The sequence below is a fragment of the Stenotrophomonas sp. 78350_Sma genome (genome assembly GCF_056482105.1).
The window spans coordinates 3,993,900-4,017,312 of the sequence record NZ_CM151182.1 but is presented as its reverse complement, the minus strand read 5'-3'; the positions used below and the strand labels follow the sequence as shown (position 1 = coordinate 4,017,312).

The following is a 23,413-nucleotide window of genomic DNA, read 5'->3' as shown; positions in this document are numbered from 1 at the left end:
GCCTGCGGTGGTGCCGGCCGCTGGCTGGCAACCCGATCCCCTGCACCAACCGCTCAGCCGCCAATGGCTATACTCGGGGCATGAAGATCCCCCATCGAAACGCCATCCTGATTCCGCTGGCAGCGGCTTCGCTGCTGTTCCTCGCCGCCTGCGGCAACAAGGGCCCGCTGGTGCTGCCGCAGAAGCCGGTGCCGGTGGAAGAAACCGTCGAACCGGTTGCCGAGCCCGCTACCGAAGCGACCCCGGTGGAGACCCAGGGCAGCGGCACCCCGGCCACGACCGTGGACCCGGCTGCACCGACCACCCAGCCGGCGCCTGTGCCTGCGAAGAAGGTGGGCGGCGGGAATGAGTAAGGCCGGTTCCAAGGCGCTGCGCTTCAGCAAGATGCATGGCGCAGGCAATGATTTCGTAGTGATCGACCTGCGTGACGGCACCGCGCCGCCCACGCCTGAACTGGCCGCGCGCCTGGCCGACCGCCACACCGGCGTCGGCTGCGATCAGATCCTGACCATCGAGGCACCGCGCGCGGAAGGCTCGGTGGCGTCGTACCGCATCTGGAATGCCGACGGTTCCAACTCCGAGCAGTGCGGCAACGGCGCGCGCTGCATCGCGGCCTGGCTGGTGCGCGAAGGCAGTGCGCAGGGTGATCAGTTCGTCATCGACAGCCCGCTGGCCAGCCATGAGGTGAAGGTGCTTGGCGATGGTCAATTCGCGGTGACCATGGGCGTGCCTGCGTTCGAGCCGGCCAACGTGCCGCTGATGGGCTTTGCCCATGCGCGCGAGGAGTACCTGCTGCCGCTGCAGGGCGAGAGCGTACGCTTCGCCGCGGTGTCGATGGGCAATCCGCACGCGGTGATCGAAGTGGGCCTGATCGATGCGGCTCCGGTCGAGCGCGTCGGTGCGCTGCTGCAGCAGCATGCGTCGTTCCCGCGCTCGGTGAACGTGGGCTTCGCCCAGGTGATGGGCCCGGCGCACGCACGTCTGCGTGTGAATGAACGTGGCGTCGGCGAAACCCTGGCCTGCGGCAGCGGCGCCTGTGCCGCAGCAGTGACCCTGATGCAGCGCGGTCGCCTGCAGCGCGATGCGCGCATCAGCCTGCCCGGGGGTGACCTGCGCATCCAGTGGCCGGGCGATGGCCAACCGGTGGTGATGGCCGGCCCGACCGCATTTGTCTTCGAAGGGGAGTGGATCGCATGACCGAAACCGTCGACAAGCTCGGAGCCCATGAAGTCGCTGCCTGGTTGCGGCGACATCCCGGCTTCCTCAAGCAGTTCCCGGACCTGGCCCTGACCCTGGTGGTACCGCGCGACGACGGCCCGACCGCGTCGCTGGCCAGCTACCAGCTGGAAGTGCTGCGCGAGAAGAACCGCGAGCTGGCGCGACGGTTGGCCGATCTGGGCGCCACCGCCCAGGTCAATGAACGCCTGGCAGTGCGCACGCACCAGCTGACCCTGGCGCTGATGAAGCAGGACAACGCGGCCGATACCCTGCGTGCGATGGCTGCCTCGCTGCAGGAAGACTTTGCCGGCGATCTGGTGCGACTGGTGGTGCATGCACCGGTGGCCGGGCTGGAACAGGCCGACTGGCTGCAGGTGATCGCTGCCGATGATGCGCAGCTGGGCCCGTTCCGCGACTGCCTTAAGGACGGCGAGCCGATCTGCGGCCGCCTGCAGCCGGAGAAGAATGCCGTGCTGTATGGCGTGCGCAGCGAAGAAGTGCAGACCACCGCACTGCTGCCGCTGCCGGGCGTGGGCCTGATCGCGGTCGGCAGCCACGACCCGAACCGCTTCTATCCGGGCATGGGCACGCTGTTCCTGCGCATGATGGGCGACGCTCTGGTCACCGGCCTGAAGCGCTTCGCGGGCTGAGCAGGACGCCACGACGATGAGCGCGGTACAGGCCTTCCTGCAGCATCTGCAGGTGGAGCGGCGGATGTCGGCGCATACGCTCGACGCCTACCGTCGCGACCTGGACGCGCTGTCGGCCTGGGCGGAGCCGCGTGGCGTGGCGGTGGAGGCGCTTGATGCCGACGCGTTGCGCCAGTTCGTCGCCGATGAGCACCGCCGTGGCCTGTCGGCCAAGAGCCTGCAGCGCCGCTTGTCCGCCTGCCGCAGCTTCTATGCCTGGCTGCTCAAGCACGGGCGCATCGAGGTCAGTCCGGCGGCGACGCTGAAGGCGCCGCGTGCGCCGCGCCGGTTGCCGCAGGTGCTTGATGCCGACGAAGCCGTGCAGCTGGTCGAGCTGGAGCCGGAAGGCGAGCTCGGCCGCCGTGACCGCGCGCTGCTGGAACTGTTCTATTCCTCCGGCCTGCGCCTGAGCGAAGTCTGCGCGCTGACCTGGCGTGATCTGGATTTCGACAGCGGCCTGGTCAACGTGCTGGGCAAGGGCAATCGCCAGCGCCGCGTGCCGTTCGGCCGGCCAGCGCGCGAAGCACTGCAGGCGTGGCGCACCGAAAGTGGCGGTGGACCGGCCTCGCCGGTGTTTCCCGGCCGCAACGGGCCGATCAGCCAACGCGCGGTGCAGATCCGCATCCGCCAGCTGGCGCAGCGCCAGGGCCTGTTCAAGCACGTGCATCCGCACATGCTGCGGCACAGCTTCGCCAGCCATATCCTGGAATCGTCCGGCGATCTGCGTGGCGTGCAGGAGCTGCTGGGCCATGCCGACATCGCCACCACCCAGATCTACACCCACCTCGATTTCCAGCACCTGGCCAAGGTCTACGACGCCGCGCATCCGCGCGCGAAGCGCCGCAGCAGGGACGACAAGGCTGAATAGACCGCCCTTGACCTGGATCAGGGCGGGGCAGGGCGCACCAGCGCATCGTGGCCGCAGGCCACGAGGAGCTGCCGACCATGGCAAAGCCCATTCCCCTGCATCCCAAGCATCCCGAGCGCATCTGCTGGGGCTGCGACCGCTACTGCGCCGCTGACGCACTGGCCTGCGGCAACGGCTCCGGCCGCACCCAGCACCCGATCGAGACGCAGGGCGAAGACTGGTACCTCGCCTGGGGGATCGAGCCGAATCCGGATCGGCCATCGCACGCCAAGCGCTGAACGGCAGCCATCCGCACAGGCTTGATCGCACCCGGCGCTGTCCCCATGTCCCGTGAACAGCTATCGGAGGCCGCATGGACCCCAGTCAGAATCCCAATGTTTTCCACGCCACCACCATCGTCTGCGTCCGTCGCGGCGAGCACGTGGCCATTGCCGGCGACGGCCAGGTCACGCTGGGCCACACCGTGATGAAGGGTAATGCGCGCAAGGTGCGCCGCCTTGGCCGTGATGGCCAGGTGCTGGCCGGCTTCGCCGGTGCCGCCGCCGACGCGTTCACCCTGTTCGAGCTGTTCGAGGCCAAGCTGGAAAAGCACGGCCAGCTGCAGCGCGCTGCGGTCGAGCTGGCCAAGGATTGGCGCACCGAGCGCCGCCTGGGCAAGCTCGAGGCCCTGCTGGCAGTGGCCGACAAGGAAACCTCGCTGATCATCAGCGGCACCGGCGATGTGATCGAACCGGAGGACGGCATCATCGCCATCGGCTCGGGTGGTTCCTATGCGCTGTCGGCCGCACGTGCGTTGATGGCGCACACCGAACTGGATGCGCGCACCATCGCCAGCGAAGCGATCGGCATTGCCGGCGATATCTGCATCTACACCAACCGCAACGTGGTGGTCGAGGAGCTGTGAGGGTCGTGCCGGCTGCTGGCCGGCAACCTCATGATCCCCCGCACGCGTGCCTGGTTGCCGGCCAGCGGCCGGCACTACCGACACTGAATCCGTGAGCACATCCATGTCGAAGATCGAAGTTTCCTCCGCCACCATGACCCCGCGCGAGATCGTGCAGGAACTGGACCGGCATATCGTGGGCCAGCACGACGCCAAGCGCGCGGTGGCCATTGCCCTGCGCAACCGCTGGCGCCGCATGCAGCTGGTGCCGGAGCTGCGCAATGAAGTGATGCCGAAGAACATCCTGATGATCGGCCCCACCGGCGTCGGCAAGACCGAGATCGCGCGCCGCCTGGCCACGCTGGCCAACGCGCCGTTCGTGAAGGTCGAAGCGACCCGTTTCACCGAAGTCGGCTACGTCGGCAAGGATGTCGAGCAGATCATCCGTGACCTGGCCGATACCGCAGTGAAGTTGTACCGCGAGCAGGCCAAGGTGCGCGTGCGCACCCAGGCCGAAGAGCGTGCCGAAGACCGCATCCTCGATGCGCTGCTGCCGCGCCGCAGCGGTGGCATCGGTTTCGATCCGGAAGTCGCCCGCAATGAACCGTCGGCACAGGACAACGAGACCCGCATCAAGTTCCGCAAGATGCTGCGCAACGGTGAGCTGGACGAGCGCGAGATCGAGCTCGACCTGGCCGCCAACGTCAGCATGGACATCATGACCCCGCCGGGCATGGAGGAAATGGGCCAGCAGCTGAAGTCGATGTTCGCCAACCTCGGCGGTGGTGCCAAGGCGCACAAGCGCACGCTGACCATCAAGGCTGCGCGTCCGCTGCTGGTGGAAGAAGAGGCCGGCAAGCTGGTCAACGAAGACGATATCCGCACCGCGGCCATCGAAGCCTGCGAGCAGCACGGCATCGTCTTCATCGACGAGATCGACAAGGTCGCCAAGCGCGGCGATAACGTGGGCGGAGGCGACGTCTCCCGCGAAGGCGTGCAGCGCGACCTGCTGCCGCTGGTGGAAGGCTCCAACGTGTCCACCAAGTACGGCACGATCAAGACCGACCACATCCTGTTCATCGCCTCTGGTGCGTTCCACCTGGCCAAGCCCAGCGATCTGATCCCGGAGCTGCAGGGCCGCTTCCCGATCCGCGTCGAGCTGGGCGCGCTGAGCAAGGGCGACTTCGTGCGCATCCTGACCGAGCCGAAGGCCGCGCTGACCAAGCAGTACGAAGCGCTGCTGGCTACCGAAGGCGTCAAGGTCAGCTTCACCGCCGACGCCATCGAGCGCCTGGCCGAGATCGCCTTCCAGGTGAACGAGCGGCAGGAGAACATCGGTGCCCGTCGCCTGCATACGGTGCTGGAGCGCCTGCTGGATTCGCTCAGCTACGAGGCACCGGACCGCGATGGCGAGACCCTGGCCATCGACAGTGCTTATGTCGATGCGCACCTGGGCGAGCTGGTGCAGGACCCGGACCTGAGCCGCTACATCCTGTAGTGCCGACGCTGCAAAGCATGAGGCCGCCGAAAGGCGGCCTTTTTGTTGGCGGTCAGTGCGGGTGTAGGGCGCGGTAGACCTGCAGCACCTGGTCGATCACCGCGCTGGTGCGCGCGGCGCTGATGCCGGTCGACGGTGAGCGCCCTTTGCCGCGCAGCTCGTCCACGAGGGTGGCGATCAATGGCTGCTGGACCGATGGCGGGTTCGGGATATCGAATGCCTGCACGCCCGCTTCGGTCTCCAGAACCACCGGAACGTCCTCGAACGTGGCAAAGCGCAGCTGCCCGTGGTCGCCGGTGATCTCGATCTCATCCTGGCGGCGGAAGGCGCAGAAACTCCATTGCGCGATGCCGTGCGCGCCCGCCCCGGTGCGGAAGCACATCGAGACGCTGTCCTCGGCGGGGTAGGCGCCGGTCAACGAACTGGCCAGGCCACGCACTTCGCTCAGTGGCCCCAGCAGATGGTCGAGCAGGTCCAGGGTATGCGAGCCCAGATCGACGAACAGGCCGCCGCCGGCGATCGCCGGGTTGGTCCGCCAGAAGTCCGGCGATGCGGCGTTCGCCGAATGCGGCCGATGCAGGGTGGCGCGCACGCTGCGCGGTGTGCCGATCGTGCCGTTGTCCAGCAGCTGCTTCACCTGCGCGAAGCGGGGCAGGGCGCGGCGGTAATAGGCCACGAACACCGGCACGCCGCTGCTGGCGCTGGCTTCAATGATGCGCTGGCACTCGCCGTGGTCCATGGCCATCGGCTTTTCGATGTAGACCGGCTTGCCTGCGGCTATCGCCTGCAGCGCGTACTGCTTGTGCGTCGAGGGTGGCGTGGCGACGTACACCGCGTTCACTTCCGGATCGGCGATGAGCGCATCGGCGTCCGCGTACCAGCGGGGAATGGCATGGCGCCGCGCGTAATCCTCGGCCAACGCCGCATTGCGGCGCATGACCGCTGCCACCCGTGAGCCGGGTGTGCTGGCCAGGGCGGGGCCGCTCTTCTTCTCGGTGACACTGCCGCAGCCGATGAAGCCCCACACCACGTTGTCCAGGATCATGGGTCTGTCCTCAGATGGGTGTGGTGGTGGCGGCAGCAGCGCCACTCACGCTTCCGGCAACGGCTCGGGCACCGTTCCGGGCACGAACACGCCGTCCTTCACGTAGGCGGCCAGGGTCATGTCCAGTGCGAGCATGCCGTCGCGCTTGAGATCCATCAGGTCCGGTTCGACCATCGCCCCGTGCAGCACGCCCAGCACGGTGGCATGCAGCATGCGGGCGGCGATCTTGGGGTCGGCGCCTTCGCGCAGCTGGCCCAGATCGCGGGCGCGGCGCAGGGCACGCTCCATCCGGTCCAGCGCATCGCGGAATCCGGCCTGCTGCATTTCGGTCAGCACCCTGGTGTCGGCCGAGGCATCGCTGCGCAGCATGATCTCCATGGTCTTGCGCAGGCGTTCGTCCTCGGACAGCTCGATGAACGAGTGGATCATCACCGCGCGCAGGTCGTGCACCGGCGTGTCGCGCTGGTCGGTGGAGGTGCGTTCCAGTTCCTGCATGAAGGGCAGGTGCACCCGTTCGACGATCGCGGCCAGCACCTCGCTCTTGTTCTTGAAGTGCCAGTACACCGCGCCACGGGTATAGCCGGCGCGGGCGCCGATCATCTCCAGCGTGGTACGGGCCACGCCGTGTTCATGGAAGCAGGCTTCGGCGGCGTCAAGGATGCCTTCCCGGGTTGCCTGGGTGTCCTCTTTGGTCTTGCGGGCCATGGGTAGGGTACGAGTGCGGGTGAAACGTGGCTGAATTGTACCGGTTTACAAACAAACAAGCATGTATGTATATTTCGTTCCCATCATTCCCGTCGTGTGCGTGGCAGGCCCGTCCGGCTCCCACTCCACCCGGGTGGGCGCTGTTCGCACGGTCTTCACCTTTGCTGGTGGAGGGTCCGCCGTATCAGCGCTGGCTGAGATCCTTTCCTCCAAGAGCCTTTCCGTCATGTTGCTGAGCCGAATCCGACCCTTTGCACTGTCGCTGGCAATCGCCGCGACCGTGGCTGCCTGCGGCGGCCAACCCCAGGCCCCCGAGCAGGGCCCGGGTGACGTCACCGTAGTCACGCTGAAGTCCGAGACCGTGGGCCTGACCCGCGAACTGCCGGGCCGTACCAATGCCTTCCTGGTTGCTGAAGTGCGTCCGCAGGTCAACGGCATCGTCGCCAAGCGCCTGTTCACCGAAGGCGGCATGGTCAAGGCCGGCGAGCCGCTGTACCAGATCGAAGACGCCAGCTACCGCGCCCAGGCCAACAGCGCCCGCGCCCAGCTGGCCCGTGCCGAAGCCACGGCCAACGCTGCACGCCTGAGCGCCAAGCGCATCACCGAGCTGGCCAAGGTTGATGCGGTAAGCCAGCAGGATCTGGAAAACGCCGTGGCCGCGCAGAAGCAGGCCGAGGCTGATGTCGGTGCTGCCAAGGCCTCGCTGGACGCGGCCAACGTCACCCTGGGCTATGCCCGCATCGTCGCGCCGATCAGCGGCCGCATCGGCAAGTCCAGCGTCACCCAGGGTGCGCTGGTCAGCGCCGGGCAGGCCAATGCCCTGGCCACCGTGCAGCAGCTGGACCCGATCTATGTGGACCTGACCCAGTCTTCGGCCGAGCTGCTGCAGCTGCGTCGTGAACTGGCCGCTGGCCGCCTGCAGGACAACCAGTCGCTGCCGGTCAGCATCCTCATGGAAGACGGCAGCACCTTCGAGCACAAGGGCACGCTGGAGTTCTCCGAAGTCAGCGTCGATCCGGCTACCGGCAGCTTCGGCCTGCGCGTGAAGGTGGACAACCCGGACGGCCTGCTGATGCCGGGCAGCTATGTGCGCGCGGTGATCGGTGGCGGCGTGCGCAGCGATGCGGTGCTTGTGCCGATGGCCGGCATCGCCCGCGATCCGAAGGGTGATACCACCGCGATGGTGGTCGACAAGGACAACAAGGTCGAAGTGCGCCCGGTCAAGGTCAGCCGCACGGTTGGCGACAAGTGGCTGGTCGAGGACGGCCTGAAGGCCGGCGACAAGGTCATCGTCGAAGGCCTGCAGAAGATCGGCCCCGGCATGCCGGTCAAGGCCACCGAGAAGGGCGCTGCTCCGGCCAAGCCGGCAGCGGCCGCCCAGCCTGCCGCGCCGGCCGGCGACGCGAAGTAAGCGGAGAACCCCATGGCACGCTTTTTCATCGATCGACCCATCTTTGCATGGGTCATCGCCATCATCATCATGCTCGCCGGCGGCCTGGCCCTGTTCAAGCTGCCGGTCTCGATGTACCCCAACGTCGCACCGCCGGCGGTGGAAATCAGCGCCACCTACCCGGGTGCATCGGCCAAGGTGGTCGAGGACTCGGTGACGCAGATCATCGAGCAGAACATGAAGGGCCTTGATGGCCTGATCTACTTCTCCTCCAACAGCTCGTCCAACGGCCAGGCCACCATCACCCTGACCTTCGAGAGCGGCACCAACCCGGATATCGCCCAGGTGCAGGTGCAGAACAAGCTGCAGCTGGCCATGCCGCTGCTGCCGCAGGAAGTGCAGCGGCAGGGCATCAACGTGGCCAAGTCCAGCTCGGGCTTCCTGAACGTCATCGCGTTCGTGTCCGAGAACGGCAGCATGGACGCCAACGACATCGCCGACTATGTCGGTTCCAATGTCGTCGACCGTCTGAGCCGCGTGCCGGGCGTGGGCAACATCCAGGTGTTTGGTGGCAAGTACGCCATGCGTATCTGGCTGGACCCCAACAAGCTGCATACCTATGGCCTGTCGGTCGCGGAAGTGACCGCGGCAATCAAGGCACAGAACGCCCAGGTGGCCATCGGCCAGCTCGGCGGTGCGCCGTCGATCAAGGGCCAGCAGCTCAACGCCACCATCAACGCGCAGTCGCGCCTGCAGACCCCGGAACAGTTCCGCAACATCATCGTGCGCGGTGCGCAGGACGGTGCCGAGCTGCGCCTGGGTGATGTCGCCCGCGTCGAGCTGGGTGCGGAATCGTACGACTTCGTCACCCGCTACAACGGCCAGCCGGCCAGCGGCCTGGCGGTCACCCTGGCCACCGGCGCCAACGCGCTGGATACCGCCGCCGGCGTCGATGCCGCGCTGGAGGACATGAAGAGCTTCTTCCCGGCCGGCCTGAAGGCCGAGATCCCGTACGACACGACCCCGTTCGTGCGCGTGTCGATCAAGGGCGTGGTGCAGACCCTGATCGAAGCGATCGTGCTGGTGTTCGTGGTGATGTACCTGTTCCTGCAGAACTTCCGCGCCACCCTGATCCCGACCATCGCGGTGCCGGTGGTGTTGCTGGGTACCTTCGGTGTGCTGGCGATGCTGGGCTTCTCGGTGAACATGCTGACCATGTTCGCGATGGTGCTGGCCATCGGCCTGCTGGTGGACGATGCCATCGTGGTGGTGGAGAACGTCGAGCGCATCATGTCCGAGGAAGGACTGTCACCGCTTGAAGCGACCCGCAAGTCGATGGGCCAGATCACCGGCGCGCTGGTGGGCATCGGCCTGGTGCTGTCGGCGGTGTTCGTGCCGATGGCCTTCATGAGCGGCTCCACCGGCGTTATCTACCGCCAGTTCTCGGCCACGATCGTTTCGGCGATGGCGCTGTCGGTGCTGGTCGCGATCGTGCTGACCCCGGCGCTGTGCGCGACCATGCTCAAGCCGCTGAAGAAGGGTGAGCACCACGTCGCACACAAGGGCTGGGCCGGTCGTTTCTTCAATGGTTTCAACCGTGGCTTCGACCGCACCAGCGAAAGCTACCAGCGCGGCGTGCGCGGCATCATCCACCGTCCGTGGCGTTTCATGGGCATCGTCGCGGCGCTGTTCGTGCTGATGGGCGTGCTGTTCGTGCGCCTGCCCAGCTCGTTCCTGCCCAACGAAGACCAGGGCGTGCTGATGGCGCTGGTGCAGGCGCCGGTGGGTGCCACCCAGGAACGCACGCTGGAATCGATCGCGGCACTGGAAAACCACTTCCTGCAGAACGAAAAGGATGCGGTGGACTCGGTGTTCTCGGTGCAGGGCTTCAGCTTCGCCGGCATGGGCCAGAACGCCGGCATGGCATTCGTCAAGCTGAAGGACTGGAGCGAGCGTGATGCCGACAACGGCGTGATGCCGATCACCGGGCGCGCGATGGCAGCCCTGGGCCAGATCAAGGATGCCTTCATCTTCGCCTTCCCGCCGCCGGCCATTCCGGAGCTGGGTACTGCCTCGGGTTACACCTTCTTCCTGAAGGACAACAGCGGCCAGGGCCACGAGGCACTGGTGGCCGCGCGCAACCAGCTGCTGGGCCTCGCTGCGGGCAGCAAGAAGCTGGCCAACGTGCGCCCCAACGGCCAGGAGGACACGCCGCAGTTCCGCATCGACATCGACGCGGCCAAGGCGACCTCGCTGGGGCTGTCGATCGACCAGATCAACGGAACGCTGGCTGCAGCATGGGGCAGCTCGTACATCGACGACTTCGTCGATCGTGGCCGCGTCAAGCGTGTGTTCGTGCAGGCCGACCAGCCGTTCCGCATGGTCCCGGAGGACTTCGATCTCTGGTCCGTGAAGAACGACAAGGGCGAGATGGTGCCGTTCAGCGCGTTCGCCACCAAGCACTGGGACTACGGTTCGCCGCGTCTTGAGCGCTACAACGGCGTGTCGGCAATGGAAATCCAGGGCGAGCCGGCCCCGGGTGTCGCCTCCGGTGATGCCATGGCCGAGATCGAACAGCTGGCCAAGCAGCTGCCGCAGGGCTTCGGCATCGAGTGGACGGCGATGTCCTACCAGGAACGCCAGGCCGGCTCGCAGACGCCGCTGCTGTACACGCTGTCGCTGATGATCGTGTTCCTGTGCCTGGCCGCGATGTACGAAAGCTGGAGCGTGCCGACCGCAGTGCTGCTGGCGGCCCCGCTGGGCATCCTCGGCGCGGTGCTGGCCAACACCTTCAAGGGCCTGGAGCGCGACATCTACTTCCAGGTGGCGATGCTGACCACGGTGGGCCTGACCAGCAAGAACGCGATCCTGATCGTCGAGTTCGCCAAGGAGAACCTGGAGAAGGGCGCAGGCCTGATCGAATCGATCATGCATGCCGTGCGCGATCGCCTGCGTCCGATCGTGATGACCTCGCTGGCCTTCGGCATGGGCGTGGTACCGCTGGCGATCTCCACCGGCGCCGGCTCCGGCGCCAAGCAGGCGATCGGCACCGGCGTGCTCGGCGGCATGATCGTCGGCACCGTGCTCGGCGTGTTCTTCGTGCCGCTGTTCTTCGTGGTGGTGCAGCGCGTGTTCAAGCGCAAATCCTCCACGTAAGCGAAACGGTAGTGCCGGCCGCTGGCCGGCATTGCCTCCTGCCATCTGGCAGTACCGATGGAAGTCATTCCCATGAAAAGTGCATCCCTGTTCCTTTCCATTGCCGCCGCGCTCGCGCTGGCTGGCTGCTCCACCCTGGTGCCGAAGAACACCGCTGTTGCTCCGGCGATTCCGGCGCAGTGGCCGGCCGAGGCCGCGCAGGGCGAGGTGGCCGATGTCGCCGCCGTCGGCTGGCGCGACTTCTTCACCGATGCGCGCCTGCAGCAGGTGATCGAGCAGTCGCTGCAGAACAACCGCGACCTGCGCGTGGCTGTACTCAACGTTGAACGCGCGCGCGGCCAGTACCGCGTACAGCGCGCCGACCGCGTGCCCGGCGTGGCCGTCACCGGCCAGATGGATCGCCGTGGCACCGACGCCGGCGTCACCGAGCAGTTCACCGCTGGTGTCGGCGTGGCCGAGTTCGAGCTGGACCTGTTCGGCCGCGTGCGCAACCTCAGCGAAGCGGCGCTGCAGCAGTACTTCGCCGTGGCCGCCAACCGCCGCAACGCGCAGTTGAGCCTGGTGGCCGAGACGGCCACCGCATGGTTGACCTACGGTGCTGATGCGCAGCGGCTGAAGATCGCCGATGCCACGCTGAAAACCTATGAGGATTCGCTGCGCCTGGCCGAAGCCCGCCACGAACGTGGTGGCAGTTCGGCGCTGGAGCTGACCCAGACCCGTACCCTGGTCGAGACCGCACGCACGGACGCTGCACGCCTGCGTGGCCAGCTGGCCCAGGACCGTAATGCGCTGGCGCTGCTGGCCGGTGGCCAGCTGGATCCGGCACTGCTCCCGGACAGCATCGCACCGCAATTGCTTGCACTGGCACCGCCGCCGGCCGGTCTGCCCAGCGACGTGCTGCTGCAGCGCCCGGACATCATGGCCGCCGAACACCAGCTGCTGGCCGCCAACGCCAACATCGGTGCGGCACGCGCAGCGTTCTTCCCGAGCATCTCGCTGACTGGCAGCATCGGCAGTGGCTCGAGCGAACTGTCCAACCTGTTCGACAGCGGAACGCGTGTGTGGAGTTTCCTGCCGAAGATCACCCTGCCGATCTTCCAGGGCGGCAAGCTGCGCGCCAACCTCGCCATCGCCAATGCGGATCGCGATATCGCGCTGGCGCAGTATGAGAAGTCGATCCAGGTGGGTTTCCGCGAAACCGCCGATGCGCTGGCATTGAATGTCAGCCTGGCTGAGCAGGTGAGTTCACAGCAGCGCCTGGTGGACGCGGCCGAACAGGCCAACCGCCTGTCGCAGGCCCGCTACGACGCGGGGCTGGACAGCTTCGTCACCCTGCTCGATGCGCGGCGTACCGCCTACAACGCGCAGCAGACCCGCCTGCAGGCCGAACTGGCCCAGCAGTCCAACCGCATCACCCTGTACAAGGTGCTGGGCGGCGGCTGGCACGAGCGCAGCTGAAGGACAGCCGGCCAGCGGCCGGCTCTACCTTGATGATCGATGGTAGTGCCGGCCGCTGGCCGGCATTGTCATTTCAGGATCTGCTACACCGCTTCATCGTCGCGCCGCGCTGCATGGCAGGCGCGCACCCGCGCCAGCGCGTCGCCGGCTTCGCGCGCCATCTGCTCGTACTCGCGACGGATCTCTTCCAGCCGCTCCTCGTCCAGTTCTTCCAGATCCAACAATTCGTTGTTGGCTTCGGCCGTCGCCCGGATCAGCTCGTCCAGCTTGATCTGCATGGCGGCGGTATCCGCGTTCTGCGTGTGCTGGATCAGGAACACCATCAGGAAGGTGATGATGGTGGTGCCGGTGTTGATCACCAGCTGCCAGGTGTCGTTGAAACCGAACACCGGGCCACTGATGCCCCAGATCACCACGATCGCTACGGCGGCCAGGAAGGTCCACGGCGAGCCGGTGGCGGCCGCGGCCTTCTTGGCGATCGTATTGAACAGGTTGCGTGCTTTCATCGTCGTCGTCCCACTCAGGTGACGAGGATGATCGGCAGTGGCTCGTGCAGGGGCCGTGCAGCCGTCAGGCGCGCAGGCGTGGCGCGTCCTGCAGGCGCACCGGGCTGGTCTGGTAGACGTGCTGCCAGCAACGATCAACGAATTCGCGGGCCTGGGCTTCGCTCAGGCGCGGCATGATCTGCAGGGCGTACTGGGTCTGGAACATCTCGTCGCGCTGCGCATTGCTGGCGCGCGGCTGGGTGATCAGCGAATCACAGGCGAACTTGATCCACGGTACGTAGGAGCCGAACGAGTTGTGCGGTAGTGCGCCGTCGGCATGCTGGCGGCGCCAGTGGTCAAGCTCGGCGTCAACGTTGATGACCGGGGGAATGGTGGGGACTTCGGCGTGCATGACAATCCAGTTCGGTTGAGTGGAAAGGGAGTGGGGGTTCATCCGAGTGTGGCCGATAAGGCAGTGGATGCCGCGTCAGCGCGATGTGCAGCTGGCGTTGCGATTGCCTACCAGTTGCGCGTGCTCGACCGCGCCGAGGTCTTCGGCCATGTCGGCCATCGCATTGCACAGGCGCTCATGGTCGAGCGGGTGGCCGCGTACCAGTTCCAGCTGCAGGCTCTGGTAGGCGGTCCAGAACAGCGCGCTACGCTGGTGCAGCGCGTACTGCTGCTGCAGGCGCTTGCGGATGGCGTCGAGGATCGGGTCGGGCGTGGGGCGTACGGCGTGCGCGCACATGGCTGGCTCCGCCGGGGAAAGGAGTCCCGGTAACCCCACCCTAGGCGCGGCGGCCGGGTGGGGTGTTACCGCAGCGTGTGCACGTTGCGCAGCTGACTGTGCACGGGTTCACGGCAATGGCCGCAAACGCTGCCGGCACTAGGGCGTGCCGGCACTGAAGCGTTCATTAAACGGGTTCAACAGGACACTGCACGGTGCTCATTCACCGATGTCTTCGTTCCAGATCTCCGGATGCTGCGCAATGAAACCGCCCAGCAGGTCCACGCATTCCTGGTTGTCCAGGTCGATCACGTTGACGCCGCTCTCGCGCAACCAGTCGATGCCGCCCTGGAAGGTGCGCGATTCGCCCACCACCACGGTGCCGATGTTGAACTGGCGCACCAGCCCCGAGCAGTACCAGCACGGGGCCAGGGTGGTGACCATGATGGTGTCCTGGTAACGGCGCTGGCGACCGGCCTTGCGGAACGCATCGGTTTCGCCGTGCACCGACGGATCGCCTTCCTGCACGCGGCGGTTGTGGCCGCAGCCGAGCAGGCGGCCGTCGTTGTGGTACAGCGCCGCGCCGATCGGCACGCCGCCTTCGGCCAGCCCCTGGCGGGCTTCGGCAATGGCGGTCTGCAGCAGGGCCTGGTAGTCGGGCGTGGTGATCATGCGGGGCTCCGGTAAGTCGTGGCCCGCCATGATACGGGCAGGGGGTGCCGCTGGCCCCCGGCGGTGCGATAATCGGGGCCATGAGCGAATCCCCCTACAAAGCCGGTACCACCCATTTCGGGTTCCGCGACGTCGCCGCCAAGGACAAGCAGAAGCTGGTCGGCCAGGTGTTCACCTCGGTCGCGCGCAACTACGACCTGATGAACGACCTGATGAGCCTGGGCGTGCACCGGGCGTGGAAGCGCTACTACGTGGCTACCGCGCAGGTGAAGCCGGGCGACCGCGTGCTCGATCTGGCAGGCGGCACCGGCGACATCGCCGCCCTGCTGAAGGAGCGCGTCGGCGCCGAGGGCTCGGTGGTGCTGGGCGACATCAACGCCGGCATGCTGTCGGTCGGCCGTGACCGCCTGACCAACCGCGGCCTGGTGCTCGGCCTGGACTACGTGCAGTGCAACGCCGAGGCCCTGCCGTTCCCGGACAACAGCTTCGACCTGGTCACCATCGCCTTCGGCCTGCGCAACGTCACCGACAAGGACGCTGGCCTGCGCGAGATGTACCGCGTGCTGAAAGTGGGCGGCCAGGCCCGCGTGCTGGAGTTCTCCGAAGTCACCGCGGACTGGTTCAAGCCGATCTACGACTTCCACTCGTTCAGGATCCTGCCCAAGCTGGGCAAGCTGTTCGCCAACGATTCGGACAGCTACCAGTACCTGGCCGAGAGCATCCGCAAGCACCCGCCGCAGGATGAACTGAAGGCGATGATGGGGCAGGCCGGCTTCGAGCGCTGCCACTACAAGAACCTGACCGGCGGCATCGTTTCGATCCACTCCGGCTACAAGCTGTAAGCCCTGCTCTGGTGGGTGCCAACCTTGGTTGGCACTCGCCCGCTGCGGGTATCTGCTCTGGTAGGTGCCAACCTTGGTTGGCACAGCGCAGGCCGCGAGCGATGAAAGATCCTTGCCAACCAAGGTTGGCACCTACCCAGGGTGCCGCCGCAGGATCGGCCTTGCCCGCCATTACCCCGCACCGCGCAACGCCTGCCGGGCCGGAGGGAGGTACCATTGGGGTTTGATCCCCGTAACGGTCCCGATTCATGCGTAATCCGCTGATGCTCCTTCCGCTGGCCGTGGCCCTGGCCGCCGGCTGCTCCCAGGAGGCGGCCGCGCCCGCCGCCGCCCCGACTGCCGAAAAGGCCCCTGCCGCTCCCGTGAACGCCGAGAACCGCAGCCACGACGAAAGCTCATACGCCGAGCCGGACAAGGTCGTCATCAAGGACATCGCGCTGGATCTGAAGCTGGACTTCGACCAGAAGCAGATCGGCGGTACCGCCACCTACACCCTGGAATGGAAGCAGAAGGACGCCAAGCAGCTGGTGCTCGACACCCGCGAGCTGAGCGTGTCCAAGGTAGAGGCCGTTGCCGCCGATGGCGCGCGCAGCCCGCTGAAGTTCGAGCTGGCCGCCGCTGACAAGGTGTTCGGCAGCAAGCTGACCATCGAGGCCCCGGAACAGCCGGCCAAGGTGGAAGTGACCTACCACACCGCGCCGACCGCCTCGGGCCTGCAGTGGCTGGCACCGTCGATGACCGAGGGCAAGAAGCTGCCCTTCATGTTCAGCCAGTCGCAGGCCATCCATGCCCGTTCCTGGGTGCCGCTGCAGGACACCCCGAGCGTGCGCTTCACCTACAGCGCGCACGTGGTCTCGCGCCCGGACGTGATGGTGCTGATGAGCGCCGACAACGATCCGAAGGCCGCGCGTGACGGTGACTACACCTTCAAGATGCCGCAGCCGATTCCGTCCTACCTGCTGGCCATCGCCGCCGGCGACCTGGTGTTCGAGCCGATCTCCGGCCGCTCCGGCGTCTGGGCCGAGCCGACCATGGTCAACAAGGCCGCCAAGGAATTCGAAGACACCGAGAAGATGATCGGTGCCGCCGAGAAGCTGTACGGCGAATACCGCTGGGGCCGCTACGACATGCTGGTGCTGCCGCCGTCGTTCCCGTTCGGCGGCATGGAAAACCCGCGCCTGACCTTCGCCACCCCGACCGTGATCGTCGGCGACAAGTCGCTGGTCTCGCTGGTTGCCCACGAACTGGCGCACAGCTGGTCGGGCAACCTGGTGACCAATGCCAGCTGGAAGGACATCTGGCTCAACGAAGGCTTCACCACCTACGTCCAGGGCCGCATCACCGAAGCCCTGTACGGTAAGGAGATGGCCGAGATGGAGAAGCAGATCGACCAGACCGACCTGCTGGCCGAAGTGAAGGACATGAGCCCGGCCGATCAGGCACTGGCGCTGCCGCCGCTGAACGAGCGCGACCCCGACGAAGCCCTCAGTCAGGTCGCCTACGTCAAGGGTTCGTGGTTCCTGGAGTTCCTGGAACAGCGCTTCGGCCGCGAGACCTTCGATCCGTTCCTGCGTGGCTGGTTCGATGACCATGCCTTCCAGAGCGCGAACACCGACCAGTTCGTCGAGTACCTGAAGAAGAACCTGCTGCCGAAGAATCCGTCGGCCGTGACCGAGGCCGAACTGAAGGCGTGGCTGGACGAGCCGGGCATCCCGGCGTTCGCGGCCAAGGCGCAGTCGCGCAACTTCAGCAGCGTCGATACCGCGCGCATTGCCTTCGCCAGCGCCGGCACCGTGCCCAGCAGCCAGGTCATCACCGACTGGAGCACGCAGGAATGGGTGCGCTTCATCGACGGCCTGGGCGCGACCCAGCCGCTGGACAAGCTGGCCACGCTGGACAAGGCCTTCCACTTCACCGGCACCCCGAATGGCGAGATCGCCATGCGCTGGTACCCGCTGGCGATCCGCAGCGGCTACGAGCAGGCCAATGAAGGTGCCGCTGCGTTCATCGAGCGTGTCGGCCGTCGCAAGCTGATCCTGCCGATCTACGCCGAACTGGTGAAGACCCCGAAGGGGCTGGAGCTGGCCAAGCAGGCCTTCGAAAAGGCCAAGCCGGGCTACCACCCGATCACCACCGCCTCGGTGCAGGACATGCTGGCCAAGGCTGAAGCCAAGTAAGCGGTAGTGCGGCCGCTGGCCGGCAACCGGTCACGGCTTCACCAGCAACGGCGGGGAAACCCGCCGTTGCTGTATCCGCTTTTCGCTGCCGATAGAATCGGGATGCACTCGCATAGGACCTCTGCCATGAAACGACTGATCCTGCTCACCGCCTGTACCCTGGCCCTGGCCGCCTGCAGCAATCCCGAGGAGGAGCGCAAGGCGCAGGAAGCCGCCGCGGCGGCCGTGCAGGCGCAGAAGGAGGCCAAGGCCGACGACGTGGCCAAGCAGTACGACATGGCCGTAGCTGCGCAGGACTGGGAGCGCGCGCGCCTGCATGGTGCCTCGCTGCTGGACCAGTACAAGGACACCGCCGCCGCTGAGCGCATCGCGGCCGGTTTCGATGAAGTAAAGGCTAAGGGCGACGCCGCGCGCGACCTGCGCCGCATGCAGGGGCTGTGGCAGTACAACCAGATTCCGGTCGGCAGCAAGGGCAACCAGGTCTCGGCGTCGATCTACAGCAAGGAACGGGTGGATGTGGACGGCAGTGGTGCCAAGCCGGTGCAGCTGGTGTTCCGCGATCACCCTGAGTGGAAGCGGCACGCCTACCTGGTGCTGCAGGCCGGTGATTTCCGCTGTCCGCAATGCACGGTGAAGGTGACCGTGGACGACGGCAAGCCCGTGTCGATGGCGGCCTGGCGCCCGAAGACCGATGAAGCCATTGCGATGTTCATCACCGACCAGAAGGCGCTGTGGAAGCTGGCGCGCAAGGGCAAGTCGATCAGCATCGAGTTCCCGGTCAAGGCCGGCGGCACGCGCACGGCCGTGTTCGAAACCGGCGGTGTCGACGCCAGCCGCATGCCGCAGTGGTGGCAGTGATGATCGCGACGGGCAGCGCAGTGCACGCGTTGTCCGCGATCCGGCACTGGGTGTTCGACATGGACGGCACGCTGACGGTAGCCGTGCATGATTTCGCCGCGATCCGCCGCGCGCTGCAGATCGCCGCCGAGGAAGACATCCTCGACCATATCGCGGCGCTGCCGGAGGCACCGGCGCAGGCCAAGCGCGCGTGGCTGCTGGATCACGAGCGCGCGCTGGCCGAGGACGCGCTGCCGGCGCCGGGCGCGGTGAAGCTGCTGCGCGCGCTGGCGGCGGCTGGCTGCCGGCTGGGCATCCTGACCCGCAACGACCACGCGCTGGCGAAGCTGACGCTGGAGGCGATCGGGGTCGGCGAGTTGTTCGACGATGCCGACATCATCGGCCGCGATGAAGCGGTGCCCAAGCCGTCACCGGATGGCCTGCAGCAGCACCAGCGGCGCTGGGGCGTGGCGGCCGCGGACATGGTGATGGTGGGTGACCACGCCTACGACCTGGAGTGCGGCCGCGCTGCGGGCACGCACACCGTGCTGGTCAGCCTGCCGGAGAACCCGTGGCCCGGCAGCGCCGACTGGCATTTCGCCGATTGCCGAGCGTTGCTGGCGGCCTGGCAGCAGAAGGGGTAGTGCCGGCCGCTGGCCGGCAGTGTCGACCAAGGTCGACACCTACCAACAGCATTCCCAGCAGCGCATCGGGTGGAAAGCCCCCTTGGTGTTCAAGGGGGCGCGCCGAAGGCGCGGGGATAAGGTGGAATGCGCGGGCAGTTCGGTTTACGCGCCCAGCGCGTAACCGAACTGCTGCTTGAACTGCTCGTTGAACTCATCGAAGGTGAAGCGCTGGTTCTGCGTGCCCGGGTGCTCGACCTTCAGCGCGCCCATCAGGTTGCCCATGCGGCCGATGGTCAGCCAGTCGTAGCCCTTCTGGATGCCGTAGATCAGGCCGGCGCGGAAGGCGTCGCCACAGCCGGTCGGGTCGACCACGCGGCGCTCGTGCGCCGGCGGGATGTCGTAGCTCTTTTCCGGGGTGTGGATGACCGCGCCCTTGGGGCCGCGGGTGGTGATGTAGGCCTTGACCCGGCTGACGATCTCCTTCTCGTCCCAGCCGGTGCGCTCCTGCAGCAGGTTCGACTCGTAGTCGTTGACCACCACGTAATCGGCCTGATCGATGAAGGCGCGCAGCTCCGGGCCGTTGAACAGCGGCATGGCCTGGCCCGGGTCGAAGATGAACGGAATGCCGTCTTCGTGGAATTCCTGCGCGTTCTGGATCATGCCTTCGCGGCCGTCCGGGCCGACCAGGCCCAGGGTCACGCCCGGTACGCCACGCACGTGGTTCTCGTAGGAACGCATCATCGCGCCCGGGTGGAAGGCGGTGATCTGGTTGTTGTCGTGGTCGGTGGTGATGAACGCCTGCGGGGTGAACAGCTCGTCGATCACGCGCACGCGCGACAGGTCGATGCCCAGGCCTTCGAAGTACTCGCGGTACGGGCCGAAGTCCGAACCCACGGTGCCCATCGGGATCGGCTGGCCGCCCAGCAGGTGCAGGTTGTAGGCGATGTTGCCGGCACAGCCGCCGAACTCGCGGCGCATGCGGGGGACCAGGAACGACACGTTCAGGATGTGCACCTTGTCCGGCAGGATGTGATTCTTGAACTGGTCCGGGAACACCATGATGGTGTCGAAGGCAAGAGAACCACAGATCAGAGCGGACATCGATGTAAGCCTATGCGGTGAATTTTTGGGATGGGCCGGCCCGGTTCGGCGGGCAAGCAAACGGCGCCCTTGGGCGCCCGACGGCGCAAAGGTTACCCGCTGGTGCCGCTCAGGGCCAGAACCGGGTGAGACCCGATCAGGCCGAAAGCCTGTGAAGACGCGGGTTCAGCTAGTTTTTTCCTTGCTCGGCGGCAGGCGGGTTGCTAGGCTTGTCGGCCTCGATTTCTGCCCATTTTTTCGCCATCCCGCGGCGGGCACGACACCCCTCAGGACTCCTTCCTCAGATGTTCAAGAAACTCCGTGGCATGTTCTCCAACGACCTGTCCATCGACCTGGGCACGGCCAACACCCTCATCTACGTGCGCGGGCAGGGGATCGTGCTGAACGAGCCATCGGTCGTGGCCGTGCGCCAGGATCGTGCCATCGGTGGCACCCGCTCGGTGGCAGCCGTAGGCGCCGAAGCCAAGCAGATGCTTGGCCGTACCCCGGGCCACATCACCACCATCCGCCCGATGAAGGACGGCGTCATCGCCGACTTCACCTATACCGAGGCGATGCTCAAGCACTTCATCAAGAAGGTGCACAAGTCGCGCGTGCTGCGCCCGAGCCCGCGCGTGCTGGTCTGCGTGCCGGCCGGTTCGACCCAGGTCGAGCGCCGCGCGATCAAGGAATCGGCCGAGGAAGCCGGTGCCCGTGACGTGTTCCTGATCGAAGAGCCGATGGCGGCCGCGATCGGCGCTGGCATGCCGGTCACCGAAGCGCGTGGTTCGATGGTCATCGACATCGGCGGCGGCACCACCGAAGTGGCGGTGATCTCGCTCAACGGTATCGTCTACTCGGCGTCGGTCCGCATCGGTGGCGACCGCTTCGACGAGTCGATCACCAACTACGTGCGCCGCAACCACGGCATGCTGATCGGTGAAGCCACCGCCGAGCGCATCAAGGTCGAGCTGGGCTGCGCCTACCCGCAGGCGGAAGTGATCGAGATGGAAATCTCCGGCCGCAACCTCGCCGAGGGTGTGCCGAAGATGATCAAGATCAGCTCCAACGAGGTGCTTGAAGCCCTGCATGAGCCGCTGTCGGGCATCGTCAGCGCGGTCAAGCTGGCGCTGGAGCAGACCCCGCCGGAACTCTGCGCCGACGTCGCCGAGCGCGGCATCGTGCTGACCGGTGGTGGCGCCCTGCTGCGTGACCTGGACCGCCTGATTTCCGAGGAAACCGGCCTGCACGTGCAGGTGGCGGACGATCCGCTGACCTGCGTGGCCCGCGGCGGTGGCCGTGCGCTGGAGCTGGTCGACATGCACGGCAACGAGTTCTTTGCGCCGGAATAAGCCGTCCCGGCCGTTCCTGCCCGCCGCGCCCTTCCGGGGTGCGGCCCGCCGCGATGGCGGGCCGGCACCGGCGGGGCGCCCGCGTGTTTCCCTTCCGCCTTCTGCCAGTTGAATCGTTGCCGTGCCGCCCTACGCCGGACCTCCCGTTGCTTCCCGATCCGGTGATGCCGCCAGCCCGCTGCGTCTGCTGGCTTATCTCGCACTGGCCATCACCCTGATCGTGCTTGACGACCAGGCCGGCTGGCTCGCGCAGCTGCGCGGGCAGGCCAACAGCCTGGTGCAGCCGGTATGGGCACTGGCGGGCCTGCCGGGCAAGCTCGGCAACCAGGTCAAGGACTCGGCGGCCAGCCACGGCCAGCTGGTCAACGAGAACCGTGAACTGCGCAACCAGCTGCTGCTGGCCAACGCGCGCCTGACCCGCCTGCAGACCGCCGCGCTGGACAACGCTCAGCTGCGCGAACTGCTGAACGTGGCCGAGCGCAGTGGTCTGGACGTGCAGCTGGCGCCGATCCTGGACATCGACCTGGATCCGGTGAAGCAGCGCCTGGTGCTCGACGCCGGCAGCCGCGAAGGCGTGCATGTCGGCCAGGCGGTGATCGATGCCGGCGGCCTGATGGGCCAGGTGATCAGCGTCACTGGCGGTACCTCCACCGTGCTGCTGCTGACCGACCCCGACCATGCCGTGCCGGTGACTGTGGCCCGCAACGGCGTGCGGCTGATCGTCTACGGTCGCGGCGACAAGCTGGAACTGCGCGACATCCCGCTCAGCGCCGGCGTGGAAGTGGGCGATGAGATCGTCACCTCCGGCCTCGGTGGCCGCTTCCCGGCCGGCTTCCCGGTCGGCAGCATCACCGGCCTGCGCCCGGACGATACCCATGCCTTCCTGGTCGGCGAACTGAAGCCGGCGGCCCAGCTGGACCGTGGTCGCGACGTGCTGCTGCTGCGCCCGGGTGCAGCAATTCGCTTGCCTGCGGCCAGCGAATTGCAGCCGACTGCACCTTCGGCGCAACCGGCCCGCGCACCCTCCCTTACCCCCGCGCCGTTGGCGCGCCCCCCTCAGCCGACTGCACCTTCGGCGCAACCGGCCCGCGCATCCTCCCTTACCCCCGCGCCTTCAGCGCGCCCCCCTCAACAAGAGGGGGGCTCTCCACCCGATGCTGGGTCGGCTACGGTAGTGCCGGCCGCTGGCCGGCAACCGACCACGCCGGAGGCCCAGCGATGAGCCGCCTGCGCGACAACCCGTGGGTATTGCCGGCCAGCCTGGTGGTGGCCCTGCTGCTGGGCCTGCTGCCGTTGCCGGCGCTGCTGCAGCCGCTGCGACCGTATTGGCTGGCGCTGGTACTGGCGTACTGGGTCATCGAAGCACCCGAGCGCGTCGGCCTGGGCATCGCTTTCGCCAGCGGCGTGGTCGCCGACCTGCTGTACGGCGGCGTGCTCGGCGAACAGGCGCTGCGGCTGGTGATGCTGGCCTTCATCCTGCAACGCTTCCGTGCGCGCATCCGCTTCTTCCCGATGTCACAGCAGATGCTGGCCATCGGCGGCCTGCTGTTCAACGACCGCATCGTCAGCGCGCTGGTGCACATGCTGGTGGGCGAGCCGACCCTGCCGTGGTCGTACTGGTGGGCGCCGCTGCTGGGCATGGGCCTGTGGCCGCTGGTGTTCGTGCTGCTGGACGCGGTGCGCTTCGGCAAGCGCGGGCGCTGAG

Annotated in this window: 24 protein-coding genes; 17 read left to right on the top strand and 7 right to left on the bottom strand. The window is 66.9% G+C overall.

Annotation, left to right across the window (positions count from 1 at the left end):
- The first annotated feature begins 80 nt into the window (after positions 1-80).
- The 7 genes from lptM (at position 81) to hslU (ending at position 5,156) form a co-directional block, all read left to right on the top strand.
- Positions 81-353, top strand: a complete 273-nt coding sequence (gene lptM / locus ACZK4H_RS18505; RefSeq protein ID WP_099551154.1) for an LPS translocon maturation chaperone LptM — start codon at positions 81-83, stop codon at positions 351-353.
- The gene (gene dapF, locus ACZK4H_RS18500) at positions 346-1,197 is read left to right on the top strand and encodes a diaminopimelate epimerase (protein WP_099551155.1); all 852 of its coding nucleotides are present in this window, start codon (positions 346-348) and stop codon (positions 1,195-1,197) included. The genes lptM and dapF overlap by 8 nt, the downstream gene beginning before the upstream one ends.
- Positions 1,194-1,868, top strand: a complete 675-nt coding sequence (locus ACZK4H_RS18495; RefSeq protein ID WP_099551156.1) for a DUF484 family protein — start codon at positions 1,194-1,196, stop codon at positions 1,866-1,868. The genes dapF and ACZK4H_RS18495 overlap by 4 nt, the downstream gene beginning before the upstream one ends.
- A 16-nt stretch (positions 1,869-1,884) precedes the next feature.
- A complete protein-coding gene (gene xerC / locus ACZK4H_RS18490; protein WP_099551157.1) occupies positions 1,885-2,775 on the top strand; it encodes a tyrosine recombinase XerC in 891 nt (296 codons plus the stop codon).
- A 77-nt stretch (positions 2,776-2,852) separates the two neighbouring features.
- Complete coding sequence (locus ACZK4H_RS18485) at positions 2,853-3,053, top strand: DUF3079 domain-containing protein (RefSeq protein ID WP_049456730.1); 201 nt, start codon at positions 2,853-2,855, stop codon at positions 3,051-3,053.
- 74 nt (positions 3,054-3,127) lie between these two features.
- The gene (gene hslV / locus ACZK4H_RS18480) at positions 3,128-3,679 is read left to right on the top strand and encodes an ATP-dependent protease subunit HslV (protein ID WP_005411093.1); all 552 of its coding nucleotides are present in this window, start codon (positions 3,128-3,130) and stop codon (positions 3,677-3,679) included.
- A 103-nt stretch (positions 3,680-3,782) separates the two neighbouring features.
- A complete protein-coding gene (hslU, locus tag ACZK4H_RS18475; protein WP_071305873.1) occupies positions 3,783-5,156 on the top strand; it encodes an ATP-dependent protease ATPase subunit HslU in 1,374 nt (457 codons plus the stop codon).
- A gap of 52 nt (positions 5,157-5,208) precedes the next feature.
- Here hslU and ACZK4H_RS18470 read toward each other — a convergent pair whose 3' ends face one another.
- Positions 5,209-6,201, bottom strand: coding sequence for a Gfo/Idh/MocA family protein (locus ACZK4H_RS18470; protein ID WP_099551158.1), 993 nt, complete (start codon positions 6,199-6,201; stop codon positions 5,209-5,211).
- A 45-nt stretch (positions 6,202-6,246) separates the two neighbouring features.
- On the bottom strand, positions 6,247-6,906 hold the full coding sequence (smeT, locus tag ACZK4H_RS18465) for an efflux transporter SmeDEF transcriptional repressor SmeT (RefSeq protein ID WP_005411090.1): 660 nt from the start codon (positions 6,904-6,906) through the stop codon (positions 6,247-6,249).
- A gap of 226 nt (positions 6,907-7,132) precedes the next feature.
- Here smeT and smeD point away from each other — a divergent pair, with 226 nt between their 5' ends.
- From smeD to smeF, 3 genes are read left to right on the top strand one after another with little or no spacing between them, the layout of a single operon-like run.
- Complete coding sequence (gene smeD, locus ACZK4H_RS18460; RefSeq protein ID WP_099551159.1) at positions 7,133-8,317, top strand: multidrug efflux RND transporter periplasmic adaptor subunit SmeD; 1,185 nt, start codon at positions 7,133-7,135, stop codon at positions 8,315-8,317.
- Positions 8,318-8,329: 12 nt separating this feature from the next.
- A complete protein-coding gene (gene smeE / locus ACZK4H_RS18455; protein ID WP_099551160.1) occupies positions 8,330-11,452 on the top strand; it encodes a multidrug efflux RND transporter permease subunit SmeE in 3,123 nt (1,040 codons plus the stop codon).
- A gap of 57 nt (positions 11,453-11,509) precedes the next feature.
- Positions 11,510-12,910 (top strand): multidrug efflux RND transporter outer membrane subunit SmeF, encoded by a 1,401-nt coding sequence (smeF, locus tag ACZK4H_RS18450; protein ID WP_143567560.1) that lies wholly within the window; start codon positions 11,510-11,512, stop codon positions 12,908-12,910.
- Positions 12,911-12,993: 83 nt separating this feature from the next.
- On the opposite strand, the gene ACZK4H_RS18445 is transcribed toward smeF, so the two are convergent.
- The 4 genes from ACZK4H_RS18445 to ACZK4H_RS18430 form a co-directional block, all read right to left on the bottom strand.
- Positions 12,994-13,416 (bottom strand): low affinity iron permease family protein, encoded by a 423-nt coding sequence (locus ACZK4H_RS18445; RefSeq protein ID WP_032129005.1) that lies wholly within the window; start codon positions 13,414-13,416, stop codon positions 12,994-12,996.
- Between the two features lie 64 nt (positions 13,417-13,480).
- The gene (locus ACZK4H_RS18440; protein ID WP_014038526.1) at positions 13,481-13,807 is read right to left on the bottom strand and encodes a hypothetical protein; all 327 of its coding nucleotides are present in this window, start codon (positions 13,805-13,807) and stop codon (positions 13,481-13,483) included.
- 75 nt (positions 13,808-13,882) lie between these two features.
- Positions 13,883-14,143, bottom strand: a complete 261-nt coding sequence (locus ACZK4H_RS18435; RefSeq protein ID WP_099551162.1) for a hypothetical protein — start codon at positions 14,141-14,143, stop codon at positions 13,883-13,885.
- Positions 14,144-14,341: 198 nt separating this feature from the next.
- Positions 14,342-14,794, bottom strand: coding sequence for a nucleoside deaminase (locus ACZK4H_RS18430; protein WP_093818037.1), 453 nt, complete (start codon positions 14,792-14,794; stop codon positions 14,342-14,344).
- 80 nt (positions 14,795-14,874) lie between these two features.
- Between ACZK4H_RS18430 and ubiE the strand changes: the two genes are divergently transcribed.
- From ubiE to ACZK4H_RS18410, 4 genes are all read left to right on the top strand, one after another.
- Positions 14,875-15,636: a bifunctional demethylmenaquinone methyltransferase/2-methoxy-6-polyprenyl-1,4-benzoquinol methylase UbiE gene (ubiE, locus tag ACZK4H_RS18425; RefSeq protein ID WP_006471026.1), complete on the top strand. Its 762-nt coding sequence runs from the start codon at positions 14,875-14,877 to the stop codon at positions 15,634-15,636.
- Positions 15,637-15,884: 248 nt separating this feature from the next.
- A complete protein-coding gene (locus ACZK4H_RS18420) occupies positions 15,885-17,813 on the top strand; it encodes a M1 family metallopeptidase (protein WP_099551163.1) in 1,929 nt (642 codons plus the stop codon).
- 126 nt (positions 17,814-17,939) lie between these two features.
- Positions 17,940-18,671: a hypothetical protein gene (locus ACZK4H_RS18415; protein WP_099551164.1), complete on the top strand. Its 732-nt coding sequence runs from the start codon at positions 17,940-17,942 to the stop codon at positions 18,669-18,671.
- The gene (locus tag ACZK4H_RS18410) at positions 18,671-19,294 is read left to right on the top strand and encodes an HAD family hydrolase (protein WP_099551171.1); all 624 of its coding nucleotides are present in this window, start codon (positions 18,671-18,673) and stop codon (positions 19,292-19,294) included. Before ACZK4H_RS18415 ends, ACZK4H_RS18410 begins: the two co-directional genes overlap by 1 nt.
- 144 nt (positions 19,295-19,438) lie before the next feature.
- Here ACZK4H_RS18410 and ACZK4H_RS18405 read toward each other — a convergent pair whose 3' ends face one another.
- Entirely contained in the window at positions 19,439-20,377 is a 939-nt protein-coding gene (locus tag ACZK4H_RS18405; RefSeq protein WP_005411078.1) for a carbohydrate kinase family protein, read from the bottom strand.
- Positions 20,378-20,661: 284 nt separating this feature from the next.
- Between ACZK4H_RS18405 and ACZK4H_RS18400 the strand changes: the two genes are divergently transcribed.
- From ACZK4H_RS18400 to mreD, 3 genes are all read left to right on the top strand, one after another.
- Entirely contained in the window at positions 20,662-21,708 is a 1,047-nt protein-coding gene (locus tag ACZK4H_RS18400) for a rod shape-determining protein (RefSeq protein WP_005419402.1), read from the top strand.
- A gap of 121 nt (positions 21,709-21,829) precedes the next feature.
- Positions 21,830-22,930 carry a rod shape-determining protein MreC gene (mreC, locus tag ACZK4H_RS18395; RefSeq protein WP_197577834.1) on the top strand — a complete coding sequence of 367 codons (1,101 nt, stop codon included), beginning with the start codon at positions 21,830-21,832 and terminating at the stop codon, positions 22,928-22,930.
- Positions 22,927-23,412 (top strand): rod shape-determining protein MreD, encoded by a 486-nt coding sequence (gene mreD, locus ACZK4H_RS18390; RefSeq protein WP_099551166.1) that lies wholly within the window; start codon positions 22,927-22,929, stop codon positions 23,410-23,412. The genes mreC and mreD overlap by 4 nt, the downstream gene beginning before the upstream one ends.
- Position 23,413: the final 1 nt, after the last annotated feature.